This is a genomic window from Dehalobacter sp. MCB1 (assembly GCF_003590275.1).
Classification (GTDB): Bacteria; Bacillota; Desulfitobacteriia; order Desulfitobacteriales; family Syntrophobotulaceae; genus Dehalobacter.
In genome coordinates this window covers 363796-382894 of the sequence record NZ_LXPC01000012.1, presented here as the reverse complement: position 1 = coordinate 382894, position 19099 = coordinate 363796, and the positions used below count along the sequence as shown (strand labels likewise).

21 protein-coding genes and 4 tRNA genes are annotated in these 19099 nt (G+C 41.4%); 4 read left to right on the top strand and 21 right to left on the bottom strand.

All coding sequences use genetic code 11. The features are described 5' to 3' along the window. Positions 1 to 3 precede the first annotated feature (3 nt). From A7K50_RS09620 to A7K50_RS09595, 6 genes are all read right to left on the bottom strand, one after another. On the bottom strand, positions 4 to 294 hold the full coding sequence (locus tag A7K50_RS09620) for a hypothetical protein (RefSeq protein WP_199698268.1): 291 nt from the start codon (positions 292 to 294) through the stop codon (positions 4 to 6). Beyond that, entirely contained in the window at positions 294 to 575 is a 282-nt protein-coding gene (locus A7K50_RS09615) for a hypothetical protein (protein ID WP_119775840.1), read from the bottom strand. The genes A7K50_RS09620 and A7K50_RS09615 overlap by 1 nt, the downstream gene beginning before the upstream one ends. After that, entirely contained in the window at positions 544 to 1059 is a 516-nt protein-coding gene (locus A7K50_RS09610; RefSeq protein ID WP_147363120.1) for a helix-turn-helix domain-containing protein, read from the bottom strand. The genes A7K50_RS09615 and A7K50_RS09610 overlap by 32 nt, the downstream gene beginning before the upstream one ends. Continuing rightward, positions 1052 to 1261: a hypothetical protein gene (locus A7K50_RS09605; protein ID WP_119775837.1), complete on the bottom strand. Its 210-nt coding sequence runs from the start codon at positions 1259 to 1261 to the stop codon at positions 1052 to 1054. The genes A7K50_RS09610 and A7K50_RS09605 overlap by 8 nt, the downstream gene beginning before the upstream one ends. Beyond that, entirely contained in the window at positions 1254 to 1610 is a 357-nt protein-coding gene (locus A7K50_RS09600) for a hypothetical protein (protein ID WP_119775835.1), read from the bottom strand. The genes A7K50_RS09605 and A7K50_RS09600 overlap by 8 nt, the downstream gene beginning before the upstream one ends. A gap of 179 nt (positions 1611 to 1789) precedes the next feature. Next, a complete protein-coding gene (locus A7K50_RS09595; protein WP_158582046.1) occupies positions 1790 to 2014 on the bottom strand; it encodes a hypothetical protein in 225 nt (74 codons plus the stop codon). 1661 nt (positions 2015 to 3675) lie between these two features. Here A7K50_RS09595 and A7K50_RS09590 point away from each other — a divergent pair. Further along, a complete protein-coding gene (locus A7K50_RS09590; protein ID WP_119775832.1) occupies positions 3676 to 4881 on the top strand; it encodes a hypothetical protein in 1206 nt (401 codons plus the stop codon). A gap of 172 nt (positions 4882 to 5053) precedes the next feature. Then, positions 5054 to 5347 (top strand): transposase, encoded by a 294-nt coding sequence (locus A7K50_RS09585; protein ID WP_083916734.1) that lies wholly within the window; start codon positions 5054 to 5056, stop codon positions 5345 to 5347. Here the strand turns inward: A7K50_RS09585 and A7K50_RS09580 are convergent. From A7K50_RS09580 to A7K50_RS09560, 5 genes are all read right to left on the bottom strand, one after another. Then, on the bottom strand, positions 5344 to 5862 hold the full coding sequence (locus A7K50_RS09580; RefSeq protein ID WP_119775830.1) for a hypothetical protein: 519 nt from the start codon (positions 5860 to 5862) through the stop codon (positions 5344 to 5346). The genes A7K50_RS09585 and A7K50_RS09580 overlap by 4 nt on opposite strands. Positions 5863 to 5930: 68 nt before the next feature. Then, positions 5931 to 6845, bottom strand: a complete 915-nt coding sequence (locus tag A7K50_RS09575; RefSeq protein ID WP_119775828.1) for a tyrosine-type recombinase/integrase — start codon at positions 6843 to 6845, stop codon at positions 5931 to 5933. Positions 6846 to 6985: 140 nt separating this feature from the next. Continuing rightward, a tRNA-Gln gene (locus tag A7K50_RS09570) sits at positions 6986 to 7059 on the bottom strand. A 112-nt stretch (positions 7060 to 7171) separates the two neighbouring features. Next, positions 7172 to 7789, bottom strand: a complete 618-nt coding sequence (locus tag A7K50_RS09565) for a hypothetical protein (protein ID WP_026156258.1) — start codon at positions 7787 to 7789, stop codon at positions 7172 to 7174. A gap of 284 nt (positions 7790 to 8073) precedes the next feature. Continuing rightward, positions 8074 to 8841 carry an IclR family transcriptional regulator gene (locus A7K50_RS09560; protein ID WP_119775827.1) on the bottom strand — a complete coding sequence of 256 codons (768 nt, stop codon included), beginning with the start codon at positions 8839 to 8841 and terminating at the stop codon, positions 8074 to 8076. A 180-nt stretch (positions 8842 to 9021) separates the two neighbouring features. On the opposite strand from A7K50_RS09560, the gene A7K50_RS09555 reads away from it, so the two are divergent. After that, complete coding sequence (locus A7K50_RS09555) at positions 9022 to 11910, top strand: cell wall-binding repeat-containing protein (protein ID WP_119775825.1); 2889 nt, start codon at positions 9022 to 9024, stop codon at positions 11908 to 11910. Between the two features lie 397 nt (positions 11911 to 12307). Here A7K50_RS09555 and A7K50_RS09550 read toward each other — a convergent pair whose 3' ends face one another. The 3 genes from A7K50_RS09550 to yedE are packed head-to-tail and all read right to left on the bottom strand — an operon-like array spanning position 12308 to position 13931. Continuing rightward, positions 12308 to 12556 carry a DUF3343 domain-containing protein gene (locus A7K50_RS09550; protein WP_019224758.1) on the bottom strand — a complete coding sequence of 83 codons (249 nt, stop codon included), beginning with the start codon at positions 12554 to 12556 and terminating at the stop codon, positions 12308 to 12310. A gap of 34 nt (positions 12557 to 12590) precedes the next feature. Then, positions 12591 to 12794 carry a sulfurtransferase TusA family protein gene (locus tag A7K50_RS09545; protein WP_199698267.1) on the bottom strand — a complete coding sequence of 68 codons (204 nt, stop codon included), beginning with the start codon at positions 12792 to 12794 and terminating at the stop codon, positions 12591 to 12593. 60 nt (positions 12795 to 12854) lie between these two features. Next, positions 12855 to 13931: a YedE family putative selenium transporter gene (yedE, locus tag A7K50_RS09540; protein ID WP_119775823.1), complete on the bottom strand. Its 1077-nt coding sequence runs from the start codon at positions 13929 to 13931 to the stop codon at positions 12855 to 12857. A gap of 202 nt (positions 13932 to 14133) precedes the next feature. Here yedE and A7K50_RS09535 point away from each other — a divergent pair, with 202 nt between their 5' ends. Beyond that, complete coding sequence (locus A7K50_RS09535; protein WP_026156256.1) at positions 14134 to 15294, top strand: aminotransferase class V-fold PLP-dependent enzyme; 1161 nt, start codon at positions 14134 to 14136, stop codon at positions 15292 to 15294. Between the two features lie 542 nt (positions 15295 to 15836). Here A7K50_RS09535 and A7K50_RS09530 read toward each other — a convergent pair. From A7K50_RS09530 to A7K50_RS09500, 7 genes are all read right to left on the bottom strand, one after another. Next, a tRNA-His gene (locus tag A7K50_RS09530) sits at positions 15837 to 15912 on the bottom strand. Positions 15913 to 15963: 51 nt separating this feature from the next. Next, positions 15964 to 16040 (bottom strand) — tRNA-Arg (locus A7K50_RS09525). 28 nt (positions 16041 to 16068) lie between these two features. After that, positions 16069 to 16145, bottom strand: a tRNA-Pro gene (locus A7K50_RS09520). Between the two features lie 87 nt (positions 16146 to 16232). Next, positions 16233 to 16826, bottom strand: a complete 594-nt coding sequence (locus tag A7K50_RS09515; protein ID WP_119775822.1) for an XTP/dITP diphosphatase — start codon at positions 16824 to 16826, stop codon at positions 16233 to 16235. Positions 16827 to 16846: 20 nt separating this feature from the next. Next, complete coding sequence (rph, locus tag A7K50_RS09510) at positions 16847 to 17581, bottom strand: ribonuclease PH (RefSeq protein WP_119775820.1); 735 nt, start codon at positions 17579 to 17581, stop codon at positions 16847 to 16849. A gap of 79 nt (positions 17582 to 17660) precedes the next feature. Further along, positions 17661 to 18356 carry a TIGR01906 family membrane protein gene (locus tag A7K50_RS09505; RefSeq protein ID WP_119775819.1) on the bottom strand — a complete coding sequence of 232 codons (696 nt, stop codon included), beginning with the start codon at positions 18354 to 18356 and terminating at the stop codon, positions 17661 to 17663. A 96-nt stretch (positions 18357 to 18452) separates the two neighbouring features. Then, positions 18453 to 19097, bottom strand: coding sequence for an O-methyltransferase (locus A7K50_RS09500; protein ID WP_119775817.1), 645 nt, complete (start codon positions 19095 to 19097; stop codon positions 18453 to 18455). Positions 19098 to 19099: the final 2 nt, after the last annotated feature.

The window sequence follows — 19099 nt, the reverse complement described above, 5'->3', positions numbered from 1 at the left end:
ACCTCAAATTTGTATGATTTTTCTTGGCTCAGATTCCAAATCAATATGATTATTCGGTACAAAAGTAAGTGCTTCAGCTACTGAATAAGAACCATCTGGATTAAGTTGTTGCGTAGTAACTTGGACGATACAACCACCATAAACATTACAAACTTTAGTTGATTTCATCCAACCTTCATTCTGACTTGAAGCCTTACAAAGTAGATGAAATGTATCACCATCACCATAAACTTTCAAATCAGAAATATTAGCCTTTGCACCTTTAACTTCAGAAATATCAAGAGTTTTACCCATTATTCTTCCTCCACTTTTTCATAAGTCTTTTCAAAAATATCTGGTTTACAAGGATAGAATTCTCCTTGAATACCTTTGATAATGAAATCACCAACATCAGCTCTCATTTCACCTTCTAAAGTGCTAATGAAAATATTTGTGCCATTATGCCATGCATTAATTTTGTCTTTCCCTTGATTTGCCCAATTCACAATACTATCCATGTTTGGTGAACCTTTTGGTTCATTATTTGTTTTAAATTGCAATGCTTCAATCACAACAGGTTTCTTCCGATATTTCATAGACTTCCTCCACATCAATAACTTCTTTGATGAGATTGTTAAGTTGCTGTTCATATGATATGACAGTCTTCTCAATCTTCATTTCCTGTTTTGGTTTGTGTCCTCCACGGTCGAGAACATCTTTAACTGCCTGCAACGCAACACCATCAATAGGCGAATCAAGGAGAGAATTGAGTTTGTTTGTCGCTTTCAGCGTCAGGTTTTGTAGTTGCGTTGCAACCACTTCATGCGTCATGAGTTGTGTTTCTTCAATGACTGTTTTGATATCTTTTCGTTTCAACCACTTCCACAATGTGTTTGGGTGTAACTCAAGAAGCTGTGCCAGCTTAGGTATAGTATATTGTCCTGTTAAATACAGCTGCACAAACCGCTGCTCTTTCGCAGATAACGCCATTAGGTGTGTTTCTTTTTCCTCATCAATAATAGGTTTAGCATTTTGTTTTGACACATCAGAAGAAAGATTATTTGTGTTATTTTCAATCATCGAAAGTTGGGAGGGGTTTCGGTTCGATAATGTTGTAAGTTTCTCCTCTGAAGACACGATACTCACCACCTTCAATCTTTTTAACTATCGTGTCCAAATCAGAAAAAGACTTGGCTTCATAGATTGCTTCAAGTTCTTCAAAAAGTATGATGCCTTTGATGTAGAGTATATCGGCGATAAATTTTAAGACTACCTTATCCACGATTCCTCACCACCGATTTACGTGTAGTTTTCTTTTCAACCACATCTTTATAAAAATAATTGTCTCTCATGATTTGATGCAGAACACGTCCGACACGATCTACAACATCTTCATTTTCAAATAATTCACGAAGATTTGCTTCACGAAAAATGCCATGTACTAACTCATGAAAGAACGGAGATAAACGTTGTTCTGGTGTATATTCTTCAAGTAATGCAATCTGTTTGGTTTCAGTATTAATGCTGCCAGCATAATCACATTTATTGCCAATAATAATAACTTCTGGATAGACTATTTTAAAATCATCTGCACCAATTCTAACCACATCAGGAATAGTAAGTTGTTTCATTAAACCTCCATTAAGTTCTTCACGTACATCGGCGTTCTCACGTACAGCAGAAGTACATCGGCGATTTACGTGTTATTTAAAGTGGAAAGCCAACTTTATGGAACACTTTCCTGCCCGTGCACAAGGGTTTTAACCATGTCAGAACAAGCTACATGGAGGACCTACACGTACATCACACGTTAATCATTCCATTCCACGTCCGGCAAAGCGTTATATCCATCGATATGTACCGCATTGTGTGGAATATTGTGTACGGCAGGATGCAACTCCGCTGCTGGTTCAGTTTCCGATAAACGTATTTCCGCACCTATACCAAGTTCTTCTCGTAACTCGGCAATACGTGCGTCAAACGCTTTATTCTTTTCTATTCTACTTAACTCTTCTTCACTAAAAAAATCCTCCATTGCAGGAGGACTTGTCGTACATAACTCAATATATTTTGTTAATTTGTGGTACATTAGGCACTCAATACCAACTGCGGCGGCGAAGAAACACGTGATTATAATTTGTATTATCAAATCAGAAGAATACCTCCCATTAATTAATAATAACGTGTAGTACACGTATATCGGGTGTTTTGTACGTGTGTTACACGTTATTTATGTATATTACGTTATTCAAGTGTTTACAAGTACTTCGGCAGAACTTGCCGAGTAACTTGCCATATGTCTTCGACATATATATTATCTATTGATTCGATAATAAAATTACGAAGTAATTTTAACTTGACTTGCGTAGCAAGGCAAGTTCATATAACGTGTTCAAATCAGAATAAATATAAACGCTAACAGCGTTTCTTATAGAAGAATGCTACAACTCCCTTCGGGAGTTGAAATGTTTTTTTTATTTTCTTTTTTCTTTAAGCACGTAAAGAACGTGTAATCTAATTATACAAAATACACAAAATCTTGTCAAGTTTTATTTTATACATTATACAAAAAACATTTCGACAATATCTGAATATTGTGTATATAACAAGAGTAATACACGTACATCGGCGATTTACACGTACAGCACGCGCTGTATTTCACGTATTACAACCTCTATCACGGTACTTAACGTATAAATGACGTATACCCTATTTTGATGCGGCACGTGTTGCTGTACGTGAGAGCACATCAATATTGATGAGTAATTACACGTTGTGAACGTGTGCATGACACTTCTGCTGTACGTGCTCAAATCAGTATGCTTAATGTGTGCATGACAAGAATCATTATTAGCCCGTGAAAGACGACGAGGCTCCAGGTACTGATTTTGGCTCCCCCGGGGGTCTTGCCAATCATGATTTGATAATTTGATTTTCATACGAGTATAACACGTACAGCAGAGTGTATAGTACGTGGCTTATGTGTTTGTTTTGTGTTGTGTAACGTGTGTCAGGGTGGGTGGGGAGAATGTGGTTCTTGTTGCGTGTAGCAACCCAAGTTCAGCACAAGTACAGCAAGAGTATAGTACACATCATACTACACGTTCAACACACAACATATGAGCGTACATTCATACGTTTTCAGCACGTGAAGTAAACAAGTGTTGCATCACATCAGGGTTTGTGTACATCATTGTGTACTCACATCAGTATTGTGTAATGAACGTGTGCTGTATGTGTTTATTTACTTTATTATTACTTTCTTTTGAGTCTTCGACTCGCTTGCTGCTAAAGCAGCTTCGCTGATATATTTGGATACTTTTTCTCATCATAGAGGAATCTATCTGATTTGCTACGTGTTGTAAACACGTTTTGCAAGCACGTCTTTCGGGTGTTTCACGTACATCACACATACAGCACACATTGTTTTGTCAAGTTGACGCTTATCCTCCCTCGCTATGCTCAGTCCGGTAAGTAGTGCTTATTCTGCACTTGACAAAACGTTCAGGGCAACTTTACTGCCGTCATGCTTGTGCTTAATGTGTATTACATAATTTATTAAATATTTTGAAAGAAGGTGATTGATGTGTAGAGCACGTTGTGTTTTGTGTATCACATAATTGAATATGGTTCAAAAACTGAATAGGGTACGTTATGTTTCATGTAATTTGTTTTTAATTCAAGGAGGTAATTACCATGACACAGCAAACTTTTACATTCGACTATAATGCACGTGACTACGCAGCTTCTTCTACTAATTCCAATCGTACAGCGACTCCTAATCAAGTACGTAAGTACCTTGAACTTTGCGAACAAAAAGGTTTGCCAGCTGAAAATTATGCAGCCTGGTCTATCGAATATATGAGTGACAAAATCTCCGATCTTTACAGATTTAAACCAGCCAGCGAAAAGCAGATTGCGCTCATCAAAGAAAAGATCACCAATCTCCAAGAGGCCGGTGTTTTGATTAACATGCCATCTGAAAAAACATTACATTTACTTACTGGTGGTCTTGGTGGAACTGCATCTGAATTGCTTGACCAACTCATCAAGCAAGAAGCTGCTCTCGGCTTATCTGCTAAGATTCCAGCAACAGATAACCAAGTGTCTGCCATCGTTAAAATGTTCCTTTTCCCTGATGCAGATTTCGAATCATTTGGTGTTTCGCGCAAGATTCAAATTGATGAAACACACTGGCGTTATTGCACTCCTGATGAGTTTGCAATCATGATTCAAAGTTCATTCAGCAAACAAGATGCATCAAAATTTATTGAAACAAATCGTGCTGCATTTTATGAATGGACTTCCACTCGCATTCGTCCAGAACAAATCAGACACATTCGTGATTTGGAAAAAAGAATGCAATCTCTGCACAACCAAGTCACAGTTGAATGGGTTGTGGATATTGAAGGCAACCTCACTAGACAAGAATCCGTAAAACCACAACACGAATGGCTTCCTGATGCATACATGCCAATGGAAGACATGCAGCTTCAAATGATGAGTAAAGAAGATGCCAACACGTACATTAACATGCTCAGTAAGGATTTGAAAGACAAATCACTCACCAAATTTGGTGAAAGAAGTGATTCGAGCATGACATTTGAAGCACTCCGGAAATCTCAAACAATAGAACAAGTTAAGAAAGAAGAATTCCGTAATATTCAAGATGTTCTCTTTAAACTTGAAGCTGTTGCTGGCTATCATAATGATGAAGTTCATGATTGCATTACATCATTAATGTTAGAGCCAGAATTAAAAAACGATGAGCATATCAAAATAGCAAACCAAAAACTCAAGGATTTTATGGTCTTCCTCATCGAAGAAGATTACATCACCCTTGAGTCCATGGTTGAACTGATCGGCGACTCTGAACTCGCTAAATCAGTCTTGATAAAATAACTTTCATCGATAATAGTATAATACTTGGGAAGTATCTTGTGAAGGGTACTTCCCCTTTTTTGTTCTAATTTTTTTCTACACAATAACACAAAAACCTAGGGAATGCTTGATTGAGTACAGGCAGCGGCACAAAATCAGACATTTTCATATCAAATAAATATGGAGGATAATCATGCTTTCACAATATTCTTCTGATTTTAAATTAGAAATCATCCGTAAAATTGAAACTGAAAATATTTCTATACCTAAAGCAGCAATTAGATTTGGTGTTAATAAAAATACATTACAAAGCTGGATGAAAAAATATAGAAAAAGTTCTGCTTTGATATTTCCTGAAAGTAACACAATAGAAAATATAGATAAGCAGTTAATCAGACTCAAAAAGGAAAATGAAATGTTGAAAGCGGAAAATGATTTACTTAGACGTACAGCAATATATTTTGCACGATGTGCTAATATGAATTAAAAGCGAGAGTCATATTGTGAAAAATCACGTTCAATAGCAAGACCTTTAATATAATTTTGACACGCTTTTTTTGGTTTGTGTCTATTTGAATCATGACATATATAATTCTTAATACAACTACTACAAACTTTATTTATATCATCAACATCATTATCTTTTTTTGATGTATTTGAAGAAGTAAATTTTATTTGTATAGGTAATTCATCAATCATCCTCCATTTACCATCACAATATAAGACTTTTGATATTATTAATAAAATGTTTTTGATGATTTTGTCTGTATTATTAAATACAAATATATTATCTTTTGTAATTTCAATAAAACCAGCTTTTTTATAATTTTCTTCAACATAAATACGTTTAACATTTTCGCCAATCCATATAGTTAATCGATATCTGTCACTATATTTGTTTTCATCAACATATAAAAATAGAATTCTATTATCAATCCCAATATCGCCATATACAAGTTTTTTAAAATGACTATGATGACATTCTGCGATTAATTTTTTCATCAATGCATTACCTCTGTAAATATATAACTTTTACAGAATATTATAACATTCACATTTATTTAATCCAATCAAATGTTTCTTAATCGTGTTTTCTTAACCAAATTATTAAGTGGTGATGCTGATTGTAACGCAGATTTTAAATCATCATTTGTTGCGGCGACATATCGCTTAGTCATCGTAAGATCGGTGTGTCCTAAAATTCTTTGAAGGAACAATGCATTTCCACCATTGCGTAAGAATTCTAATGCAAACACGTGTCTTAAATCGTATGGACATATCTTCACATCAAGAAATTTAGAATAATATTGCAGTCTATCACCCCATGCATTTGTATGCATCATGCTGCCATCACAACTTGCAAACAATGGTGAAGATTTTGTCCAATCTTTTGGTCGAATCATAATAATTCTATTGATGAGATTACATGTTGCTGGCCCTATAGGTAGGGTACGTTGCATTCTCGTCTTTGCAATTTCAGCACGAACTATGATTTGATGAAATTTAACATAGTAATCATCAATGCTTAATTTGCACATTTCACTTGGTCTTATTCCAGTATCGAGTGTCAAATAAATCATAGCTTTATCACGTAAACCAGTATATGTGGTTATATCAGGTAATTCAACAAGTTGTTTTAAATCACGCAAATCAATATCAACAATACGTGGTTCAGCTCTTTTTTGAGAGATATTTGATAATGGATTTGTATCAATCCAACCTTCAGCAATACACCATTTAAAGAACGCTTTAAGATACACAAGTCTCAAATTGTAAGTTGCCGATGCACACTCCTCTGCAAGATAAGAATACAAATTCTCTTTCAAATCACCATTTGGATAACGATTGAAAAATTGTTTGATGTGAAATCGATAATCTTTTAACGTTCTATCAGAACGTTGTTGAGCAGCCTTTTCACATAGAAACGATTCCATTAAGTCATTCCAATCAAGATTCATTCTGATTTGATTTAGTTTTCTTGACATATACAAAAACCTCCTTAAATTTTCGTTAAAGAGGTTTTGAGCAACACGTCGGAGTAGTTATTTTAACACTGTCGGATTCGTGATGCTATACTTTATTGCTAAACTTCTGGAACCCGCATGAACTCCTGCTTTTGGGACTATGGCTGGGGTAGATGGATTTGAACCACCGGTGTCGGAGTCAGAGTCCGATGCCTTACCGCTTGGCGATACCCCATTGGAATAAAAAATCGGTTATGCAATTCGCTGACGGCTCTAACACGCAAACAGTATTATACTTAAAAAAAATTGCCCTGTCAAACAAAAGTTAATACAAAAAAATAGTGTCCTTATTTTATCGGACACTGAAAGTTTTTGCAAAAAGAGTTAAAACCAAAGACATAAAGCGCTGCTTTTTCAATTCTAAGATTCTGCCATTGTTTTATATCCATTTTTTCACCAAACCGGTTCTCGGCAATTCCATCTTTCCCAATCCAGCCTGAAGCTTCCCCCTCACCTAAACGAATTTCCCATTTGCCTTCATTTATATCAGGTAAGATCTGAACATTGCATCGGGCATGGAAAATCTCCACAATTTTGACGAATAATCTAAATAAATATTCTTCATATTCAATGGGCTCACTTTGTGGGATCGCAAGGTCGGAACAGATATCCTCGACCAGCACCGTCAGCCCCTTAGCAGGGTTATAGCGATGATAAAATGCTGTCGTAAGGGATCCGTAATTAATCACTCCGGAATCATAATCAATCGTCAGCGGATGGTCTAGGTCTGTAAATCGAAGTGTAATCCTGTTACCCGAAATACCCCATTTCCCGTGATAGCGCGACATCAGCTGGTCTGCTATCTGAAAAGACAGAATATAGGTGGATATTTGCTTTTCATCTCTAATGGCACATCCTATACAATCTCTGTCCTGATTATAAGCTATTGATGAAATCCTCATCATGATCAATCACTCCCCACCGTGTTTCACCATATAAAACAATGTTTCATTTTATACCTATAAAAATTAGTTTTGTTTTATTATCTGAAACATTGTTTCATTTTTAAACTAAACCTTCATCATTGTCCCCATCTTTTCAATTTTTTTGCTGAAGCTTAATGTCTGATCTTTTGGCTATCTTATGCAAACCAACACAAAAAGATTCTGAAATATTTGAAAATATAGTATTAATATTATGTACTAGTTTCCTACTTCCGTCAAGCGTTTTTTTGGGTAGTACTGTAAGATCAGCGGCCGGAATATCCTAATCTGGAGGATATATCCTGACCAACACGCTTGATTTCCTGACCGACCTTTTCAATCCCTTTCTCCATCAGCCTATTAATGGGTCCGGAAATGCTGATCGCACCAATGGTTCTACCCGAATAATCATAAATGGGTGTTCCTATATTAATGACCCCGACTTCAGTTTCTTCAGCGGCAACTGCAATGCCTGTTTTTCTTATTTCCTTCAGCTGTTCGATCAGTTTTTCCGGATCTGTAATCGTCTGCTGAGTAAAACGGGGCATACCCTTTTTTTGCAGAATAAGCCTTACTTCCTCTTCCGGCAAAGTGGAAAGAATCGCTTTACCAACCGCCGTACAATGCATGTAGCCTCTGCTGCCTACCTTGGAGTACATGCCGATTAACTGGGAACTCTCTTTATGATCAATGAACACTACTTCTCCGTTGTCGGGCAGGACAAGATGAACTACTTCATCAAAGGTTTTGGCCAGGCTTTCCAAATAGCGTTCGGCAATCTTCCGGACTTCAAGCTGATTGAAAAATGCGTTGCCGACTTCAATTATTTTTATCCCGAGACGGTACCGTTCCCTATCTTTTTCTTTTTCGACATATCCCCGATAGCATAAAGTCTGAATAATCCGATGTACCGTGCTTTTATGCAGCCCTATCCTGCTGCCGATTTCAGTCACACCAAATGATTCCCTAGAACTGGCCAGTACTTCCAATATATCCAGCGCTCTTTCCACAGTCTGAACATATCTTTCTGTCACAAACAGGCCCCCCATTCTTCTTGCTGATTTCTATTATGGATGATTTTACTAAGAATAACAATAAAAATTTAAATTGAATATTCTAAAAGATTTACATATAATTTACAGATGATAAACCAAAAAATGGTATAATTGTTTCATGATTCTTTAAAAGAGAATGCAACGGGAGGTGAATATCCTATGGGAGAAATCAAATCCAAATCATTGGTGATACTCTTATGCTTCCTCGTCAGTTTCTTGACTATGCCTCAGATTTCTGCCGCTGCCTTGTCCGCTCCGACAAACTTATCCGCTTCTGCACTCGGTCCAAATGAAATTGCGTTAACCTGGACTGCAGTAAGCGGCGCAGACAAGTACAATGTCTACCGATCAACTTCCCATTCCGGAACCTACACTTTTACTAATTCGGTTACCACAAACCAATATACCGACACCGGTTTGGCCTCCAATCAAACCTATTACTATAAGATCCAGACTGTCGACAACAATGAAACAAGTTTACTTTCTTCCTATGCCGGCGCCACGACCCTTTCCTCTTTCTCAAGTCTTTCAGCGAAATCCTCCGGACCAGGGCAAATCTATCTTTCCTGGAATTCAATCAGCGGAATAACCTCTTACACGGTCTACCGCTCAGCTTCGTATTCAGGGGCCTATACGGAGATTGCCTCGACGTTCTATACCAATTATACGGATGGCAGCCTGACATCAGGCAATACTTACTATTACAAGATCAAAGCTATGGGGAATTCCGGCACAGACTATTTTTCCAATATCGTTAATGCAGCCGCCGGCAGTCCAGGATCCTCTTTCATAACCTCCAATCGTTTGTCAGGCAGTGACAGATATGAAACATCCGCCCTGATTTCCCAGTATGGCTGGAGTTCTTCCAACTACGCCATCATTGTCAATGGTGAAAATTATCCGGATGCCTTATGCAGCGCTCCGCTCGCCTCTAAATATAATGCTCCTATTCTGCTGACCTCCAGCGAATCATTAAGCACCAAGACCAGGACCGAACTTTCCCGTCTGCACGTCTCACATGTCTTTCTTATCGGTGGGGCTTCAGCCATCTCCACAAGTGTGGAACGGGAGATCTATTATATGGGAATATCCATATCCCGGATTGCCGGTTCTGACCGCTATGATACCTCGGCCAGAATTGCCCAGACGCTGGGAAGCTATAACCAGGCAATCATTGCAACGGGTGAAAACTTTGCGGATGCTTTATCTGCCGCTCCTATCGCCGCGATCAAAGAAATTCCGATCCTGCTTACAGCTAAAAACAGCTTGCCCGGTAACATCCAGCAAGCTCTGCAAAATGTCACCAGCACATATGTTGTTGGCGGAACCGGTGTCATCAGCACCAGTGTTTTAAATCTTCTTCCTGCGGGGAAAAGGCTGAGTGGTGCTGACCGCTATGAAACCAACCTTAAAATTATCGATGAATTTTCAGCTCAACTTAATCTGGCCGCCTGCTGTATCGCAACCGGGCAATCATTTCCCGATGCGCTCGCAGGTTCGGCCTTGGCAGCACAGACAAATTCCCCCGTTATTTTGGTCAACAGTCTGACCAACACTTCTGTCGGGAATTATATCAATCAAAAAAGTAATCTGATCAGCAAATTGATTGTCTTCGGTGGTACAGCCGTGATACCGCAAAACGTCGTAAACACCCTTTTAGACGATATTGCTTCTGTCCCGGCTGCTCCGCCAAATCTTACAGCGAAATCGCAAAGTATCAGTCAGATCGCGTTATCCTGGCCAACAGTAAACGGTGCCACTTCCTATGCTGTATACCGCGCTTCTTCCTACTATGGGTCTTACTATCAGATTGCAAAAGTTTCCTCGACTTCGTATATCAATAGTGGACTATCCCCCAACACAACATATTACTATAAGATAAAAGCTACGAACGGTACCGGATCGAGCGCCTTTTCACCTGTTGCTAGCACCACGACTGCGCTCAGCATCCCGTCTGCCCCGGCAAATCTTACGGCAACACCGAAAAGTACCAGTCAGATCACACTTTCCTGGTCCGCTGTCAGCGGGGCAGCATCCTATTCCATTTACCGGTCTTCCTCAGCATCAGGACCGTATTCTCTGCTTACGACCATTACCGCTACTTCTTATACCAATAGTGGTCTGACAGCCAATACGACTTATTATTATAAGGTGCTGGCCACAAACAGTGTCGGTTCGAGTTCTTATTCTGCCATTGCCAGTGCCAAAACCATTGCTGCCAGCGTTCCTTCCATTCCTGATAATCTCACTGCTGTGCCAAAGAGCTCAACACAGATTTCCCTATCCTGGTCTTCGGTCAGCGAAGCAGATACTTATTCCATATACAGAGCCAATTCAGTATCAGGGACTTACACGCTTATGGCCACGACCACAACCAATGCGTATACAGACAGCAGTCTGACCGCGAGTACTGCCTATTACTACAAAGTCCTGGCTGTGAACACTGCCGGCAGCAGTGCCTATTCGGCGGTCACCAGTGCCACTACCCTTGCCTCGAGTGTGCCAACTGCTCCAGCAAATCTGACTGCTGCAGCGCTAAGCTCTTCGCAGATATCGCTGTCCTGGTCCGCCGTAAGCGGAGACCCGATTTATTCCGTATACCGGTCTCACTCTGCTTCCGGAACTTATACACGTATCACGACTTTATCTTCAACCTCCTATACCAATACGGGTCTGGATGCAGGAACCACCTATTACTATAAAGTTTTGGCCTCCAACAGCGCCGGAGATGGCCCTTATTCTTTAACAGCAAATACCATCACATTTCCGTCCGTACCATTAGATCTGACGGCAACAGCCGATAATTCCAGCCAGATTGTTGTGGATTGGACTCCGGTCACCGGTGCAAGCTCCTATATCGTTTACAGGGCATCCTCTTCCGAAGGCACCTATAATCCGATAGCGGAAAATGTGGCAGCGCCCCCTTACACGGATACAGGCTTAGATCCGGAGACAACCTATTATTATAAAATTGTTGCGTTAAACAGCAGCGGCCAGAGCGGTCTATCCGCGAAAGCATCCGCCACGACGCAGGCAGCATCACCATAAAAAATCTACACCGCCCTAAAGGGGTCAGGTTACTGACGAACCCCATGATTAAAAAAAATGATGGGACTTGCTCCGCCGCTTCGCGGCTATCACGCCGAGGCGGGTAATCAAAAAGCTTTATCTTGCGATAAAGCTTAATCTTTTTATATGGGGTGAATGATGGGACTTGAACCCACGAGTGCCGGAGCCACAATCACTCTGTGACTGCCGCGATACCACAAGCCATAATCCATGCGTGTTTGCGGGCTTTTACCTTTGAAAAACACCGTTTCTCATGCTGTATTTGATTTCTTAACCTACCTGGATTTTAACTAATTATTTTATAGAATACAAGTAATTAATTTCACAATTAGTATTTATTATAACTATACTTGGGTTAGAAACAAACTATAAGCAATTATGCTCCTTTAGCCTTATATACCTGCCGGTACCCGGTTGTTTCAATGCAGACTATTTGTTCAATCTCTTCATCCGGATTTTCCGGTGCAACAAAGTCCCGGTGATCTTCATACTTGACGCAGCTGCCGCAAGAAGAGCTGAGACTTCTGGGAACAGGCATTACGACCGCATGAAGGTTATTGGCTATACACTTTTTTTTAAAGCGCATCGCGCCATAATGCGAATAAAAGGTTGCGATGTATTCCATAAGTGGATTTCCCTTCGATGTTTGTGCTACATTATTATTTTTTTGTTATTTTCAATGTAAAGATCCCATTTTCTTCAGTATAATCACTATGATATCCTGCAACTCTCGCAAAACGTGAGACATTTTCCAAAGAGGTACGGTTGTCAAGCAGTATGGCATATTCATCCTCGTTGGAAGCCATTGCTTTCTTGATCATGATAACAGGCTCTGGACATGAACGGCCTCTTGCATCGAGCATGTCAATTCTCCTCTCAATGTAATGTAATTTTTTACATTTGAATAAATATCAAAGCGTATGTCAATTATTCACAGTTGCAGCGGCCTTCCGGGTGTTGACCACAGCGATTATCAGCATGACAACCAAACCAATAGCGACCGCGATCATGCCGTTGGTCGTAGGTCCTTTAGCTGAAGAAGCTAAAGAAAAATTGTGCGCAAAGGCTGCACCGGCAAATAGGCCAATCACTGTAATAACGGAGTCCGTATTGCCTTCCCCGGCAAGAATCATTTGCCGAAGCGGACAGCCTCCAAGAAGTGTCGAGCCAAAACCAACCGTAAGCATACCGAGAAAATTCCATAAACCATCCGTATGGGCAATGGGTTGATTGGCAAATCCCACGGATAAGTTACCGGTAGCGGTATTCATAACAAAAGCAGATGCCAGGATAGCCAGAAAACCAAGCAACAATTTCCATTCTCTAAATAATACTAGATCCCGAATGCCGCCAACCATGCAAAGTCGGGTTCTTTGCGCTAAGATACCAACAAGGATACCCGCAGCTAGAGAAATTGCGATCGCGGCATGTTTGGCTCCGGGACCGGCTCCTGCTTCCGTAAAATAAATAAAGGCAGGCGCTGCCAAGAGCAAAGAAAGAAACACAATTTGTATCACCGGGAATATGACTCCCTCAATTTTCGGAAGACTATAGGTTCTTTTTAATGTATAGCCCCTGTTAAGGAAGAATATCCCTGCTAAAATGCCACAGATGAATCCAACCAAGCCAACAAGAGCATTTAAGTCTCCGCCGGCAAGTCGTAGAATCATCCGGAAGGGGCATCCCAGGAACATCAGCGCTCCGATCATAACAAAAAATCCAAGAATAAACCGCGTTAAAGGGGAAGAACCACCTCGCGGTGAGAATTCTTTTTTACTTAAAGCCATCAGACAGGATCCCAAAACCAAACCAATAATTTCCGGTCGTATGTATTGGACGGCATTGGCCCGATGCAAACCCAGCGCACCTGCTGTGTCGCGGACAAAGCAGGCAATACAAAAGCCCATATTGGCTGGATTGCCTAGAAGTACCAGTGTGACAGAAATAATACCAATGATAATTCCAGCGATAACAATTACAATCTTTTCGTTTTTGATCACTCTTCAATGACCTCCTTCTGTAATATCATTATTTAGACATTATGTGTCTAACATATGGAGATAATATTACCATAATAGGTTTATAAAAAAAAATTGAAATTTTCAATAATAAAAGTCTTTATGAATAGATTATTCGAATATATTAACGCAACAAAATTGAGCTATAATATAAGCTGAATAACATCAGTTAGAAAGGGAAAAAATGAATCTCACCAAAATATATTTTGATAATGCTTGTACAACTTTTCCTAAACCAGCTTCAGTTTCTGCTGCAGTAGTGCACTACATGCAGAGTATCGGTGCAAATATCAGTCGGGGTGGCTACGAAAGTGCCTATACAGCGGATGAAATTGTGATTGAAACCAGAGAACTCATTTGTGAGTTATTCAATTACCCCAACTGTAAAAACGTTATTTTCACTCCAAATATCACAACTAGTTTAAATATGATCTTAAAAGGCTTCTTGCAAAATGGCGATCATGTGCTTGTTTCAGCAATGGAACATAACGCGGTCATGCGGCCTTTGATCCAGCTTCAAACTTCCGGAGTAGAATTTGATAGGATTCCCTGTACTGAGGATGGAGAGTTATTGTTCGAAGAAGTACCCAGGCTACTCAGGCCGAACACTAAAGCGATCGTCATGACCCACGCTTCCAACGTTTGCGGGACACTTCTTCCTATTCAGAAAGTAGGCAGTTTTTGCAAAGAACAGGGGTTGGCTTTTATTATTGATAGCGCCCAGACGGCTGGAGTTATTCCAATCGATATGCAAGCAATGGGTATTGATGCCCTCGCTTTTACCGGACACAAGGGTTTACTGGGACCGCAGGGGATCGGCGGCTTTATCACGACAGAAGCTATGTTTCCGTTAATAAACCCCCTTATCAGCGGCGGAACGGGGAGTTTATCCCATACAGAGGAAGTACCAGGCTTCATGCCGGACCGATTTGAAGCAGGCACGATGAATCTTCCGGGAATTTTCGGACTTCATGCAGCTTTGCGGTATCTATTGGAAACAGGCATTGATAAGATTCGAGAAAAAGAACTCGAATTGACCGCCCGTTTTTTGAAAAAGCTGAAATCATTACCGGATATTCGGATTATTGGGAGGCCGGATATAACCAATCGCACAGCGGTTGTATCCATTCAGACCACCAAACGCGATCTTGCCGAGATTTCGTTTGAACTTGACAATCGCTATGGCGTGATGACAAGGGTAGGTTTGCATTGCGCTCCAAATGCCCATAAAACATTGAAAACTTATCCAACTGGAACTCTACGCTTCTCATTTGGGCACTATAATACCAACAAGGAAGTGGATTATTCAATTGAAGCCATTAGGAGAATTACTGATGGACTTTAATCTTTGCGGCAATTGCAATTAGCACCTTAGCATAGCAAATATGGGCTTAGAATAAATCTTGTAAGGTACGTTTACTTTTTTGTTTTGCGCTACTATAAGCAAGATAGTTTTTTAATGATGTTTCCCAATTCTTTGCGTAGTCTTGTTGATTATTTTACGCATACGTGACATAAAAAATAACCTCCTTTTGATTTGGAAGTTATTCATGCCGGACTGTCTATTTTCGGTGACCGGATTACGTGATTTTGCAACTTCTTGCTAATCTCTGAAACCCTTGGTACACACTGCTTTACGATTTTGGGGTGAATGATGGGACTTGCTCCGCCGCTTCGCGGCTATCACGCCGGGGCGGGTAAATGCTTCCATAGGTCGCATTTCCTTTTTCCGACGGCCATGGATGGCCTACCGCTATGAAGCGGAGTTTGCATGATCGGCCACCTCCCATAGCCGGAAAACGCTTCTACAGGGCGCGCTTTCTGTTCAAGTCCCATCATTCCTAATAATAAAAGCTTTATCTTGCGATAAAGCTTAATCTTTTTATATGGGGTGAATGATGGGACTTGAACCCACGAGTGCCGGAGCCACAATCCGGTGCGTTAACCACTTCGCCACATCCACCATGTCTGAATTACATCATTTGTTTTCGAGAAATGCACGCTCAATGAAAAATGGCGCGCCTGGAGAGATTCGAACTCCCGACAACCTGCTTAGAAGGCAGATGCTCTATCCGGCTGAGCTACAGGCGCACGTTTCGGTCACCGCAGCATTTCATTATGGTCGGGGCAGAGGGATTTGAACCCCCGGCCTCCTGCTCCCAAGGCAGGCGCGCTACCAAACTGCGCTATACCCCGCCGCTTTTTGTGACAATGATTAGTATATCCCAAGAGAAAAAACTAGTCAAGAAGCATTTTTAATTTCACATTCAGAATAATAAAAAATTATTTCAGTAACGTTGTCAACAATGGAACTGCTTTCGCAAAAGCCTGCGCTCTGTGGCTGAGGCAATTTTTTTCATCCGAGCTGAGCTCCGCCATCGTTTTCTGAAGGTCAGGCAGGTAAAACACAGGGTCATAACCGAACCCGCCGGTTCCGATTTTTACGGTCAGTATTCTTCCTTCAATCGCTCCCTCCGTCAGATATTCCTGGCCGTCAGGACAGACGATAGCCAACGCACAGCGGAAGCGGGCAGTCCTATTTTCCTCAGGCACGTCTTCCAGGTCTGCTAGGAGTTTTTCGATATTACGCTCATCATTTTTCGGCTCTCCGGCATAGCGTGCTGAAAAAACACCGGGAGCTCCAGCCAACGCATCGACTTCAAGCCCTGAATCATCTGCCAGCGTAATCATTTGGCCTGCAGCACAGGCAGCCCGCGCCTTGATAAAAGCATTCTCGGCAAATGTAATGCCGGTCTCTTCAACCTCCTGGTAATCCTGAAGATCGCTTAACGATAAAATTTTGATTTTTTCGTTATGAAGCAATCCCTCTAGTTCCTTTATTTTGCCCTTATTCGTTGTTGCAAGCAAGACCTGCATCCTTACAGACCTCCTTCGGACTAGGCTACCGGAAGCTCTTTGGCCAGAGCTTCCTTCTGCAAAGCGCTGAGTTTTTGAATACCCGATTCCCCGAGGTTTAAGAATGCATTCAGATCCTCTTGGTCAAACGGCTGACCTTCTGCAGTACCCTGGATCTCTACAAAACGCCCCGAACCGGTCATCACAATATTCATATCGACTTCGGCTTTGGAATCCTCCTCATAGGCAAGATCGGCTACAGGTACCCCATCTACTTTGCCTACAGAAATGGCCGCAATGCTGTCTATTAAAGGGTCCTGCTTAATCAATTGATTTTTCAGCAGGTAGTTTACAGCATCAGCCAGGGCAACATAAGCACCCGTGATCGAAGCGGTCCTGGTCCCGCCGTCTGCCTGAAGGACATCACAATCCAGCCAGATGGTCCTTTCTCCAAGTTTACTCAGATCGACAATGGAACGAAGCGCCCTGCCGATCAACCGCTGAATTTCCATTGTCCTTCCGCCCAATTTTCCCTTGGAAGCCTCACGCTGATTGCGTACGGCCGTCGCCCTCGGGAGCATAGCGTATTCCGCTGTGACCCAACCGCTGCCGGTCCCCTTTTTAAATGGCGGTACTTTATCTTCAACAGTAGCCGTGCAAATCACCCTGGTTTTTCCGACCTCAATCAGGACGGAGCCTTCGGGAAGATCCGTAAACTTCCTGGTAATCTTCACAGGCCGGATTTCATCGGGTTGTCTTCCATCAAATCTTAGCATATTATCGAGCTTCCTTTCTGTTCTCAAAAAATTATTGATATTTATCAATTGTATGACCGGTCATCAAGCTCAACGGTACTTATACTTTCTGATAGGCGAACCGAATTCTTGCAGCAACAAGAGCGAGGATCAGTACGGCAGAAGTAAAAAGAGCCAGAATCCTGACAACCAAATCAAAGAAGAACTGCTGCGGCACCATTTGGATCAGGATATCGGTCTCCGGATTAAGCAGCCAAAGGTCATTTGTAAAAATCAGATAGTGAAAGTTGTCCCAGAACACTTGAAAATCCCGCCAGACCGCAATCCCTACTGCCCCAAATACACAAAGAAATATGACTGCCGCGGCCAGAAAACCACCGGCCCAGGAACGAAAGTATTTCTTCCCACTGCTTACCCTTAGTAAGATCAGAAACAGAAGCAGGATAATCAAGCCTGTGTTACGGACCATGCGGCTGCCCAAGTACAACCTTTGAACATCTGCCATATGGACGATTTCCCGCTGATTAAACACCTGTCTTTCCTGACCGTTAATCTCTCCACGGATTTCAAGGTTATCCTTGTCCCCCTGGATATAAGCCAGCAGTTCCGTGGTCGTCACCATTAGATCCTTTTCCGGCATCCCGGTCACAGATACCGTGTCTAGTTTGGCATATTCCGACCGGAAGAAATTGAGATCAAAGACGCACTGTTCAATCACCGTCAGCAATATGATCGTGATTAGAATCAATCCGCTGACAATTGCAAGAAACCCATTCGCAGCCTTCTTACCTGACATTATTTCTCCTCGTATATCCTAATATCCTTACCAAATACATTAACCAAATATCCTATTTAAATACGTTAATCCTCACTTCGTATCTTGCCTGAATTCCTACTTGTTTTTTCTGGCCAGCGCAATACCGTCGCCAAATGGAAGTACGCTTACCTCAAATTCCGGCAGACAGGCCAGACGCTGCAGGAAATCCCTCATACAACCGACCATTCTATCATATTTCCGGTCAAAAACCGAATCAGGCACAACCCAGCCCCTGAACAGAACATTATCCGCCACCAGAACACCGCCGGGGGAAATAAGCGGTGTGATAAGATCAAGATAATCCAGGTACTCCCCTTTGGCTGCATCTACGAATATCAAGTCATATGTTTCCGTCAGTTTCGGCAGGCAGTGCAGCGCATTCTCACAGCTGAAGTCAACCAAATGGGCAAGACCGGCTTTTTTCAGATACTCTTTGGCTTTGTTGAGCCTTCCTCTGTTCATATCCAGCGTAAAAACCCTTCCTCCAGTCTCGGCTGCGCCTCTGGCCAGATAGACAGTGGAGTAGCCAATCGCCGTACCAATCTCCATGATGCGTTTTGCACCTGTCATCTTTACCATAAGCTGAAGAAAATGACCCACGGCCGGTGTAACCACAGGAATCGTTTCCTCCAAAGCTACGCTTTCCATCTCACGAAGCAGTTCATCTCTGGCAGGAAGTAATTCCTCGAGGTACTTTTCCAATTCAAAAGAATAGAACAAAC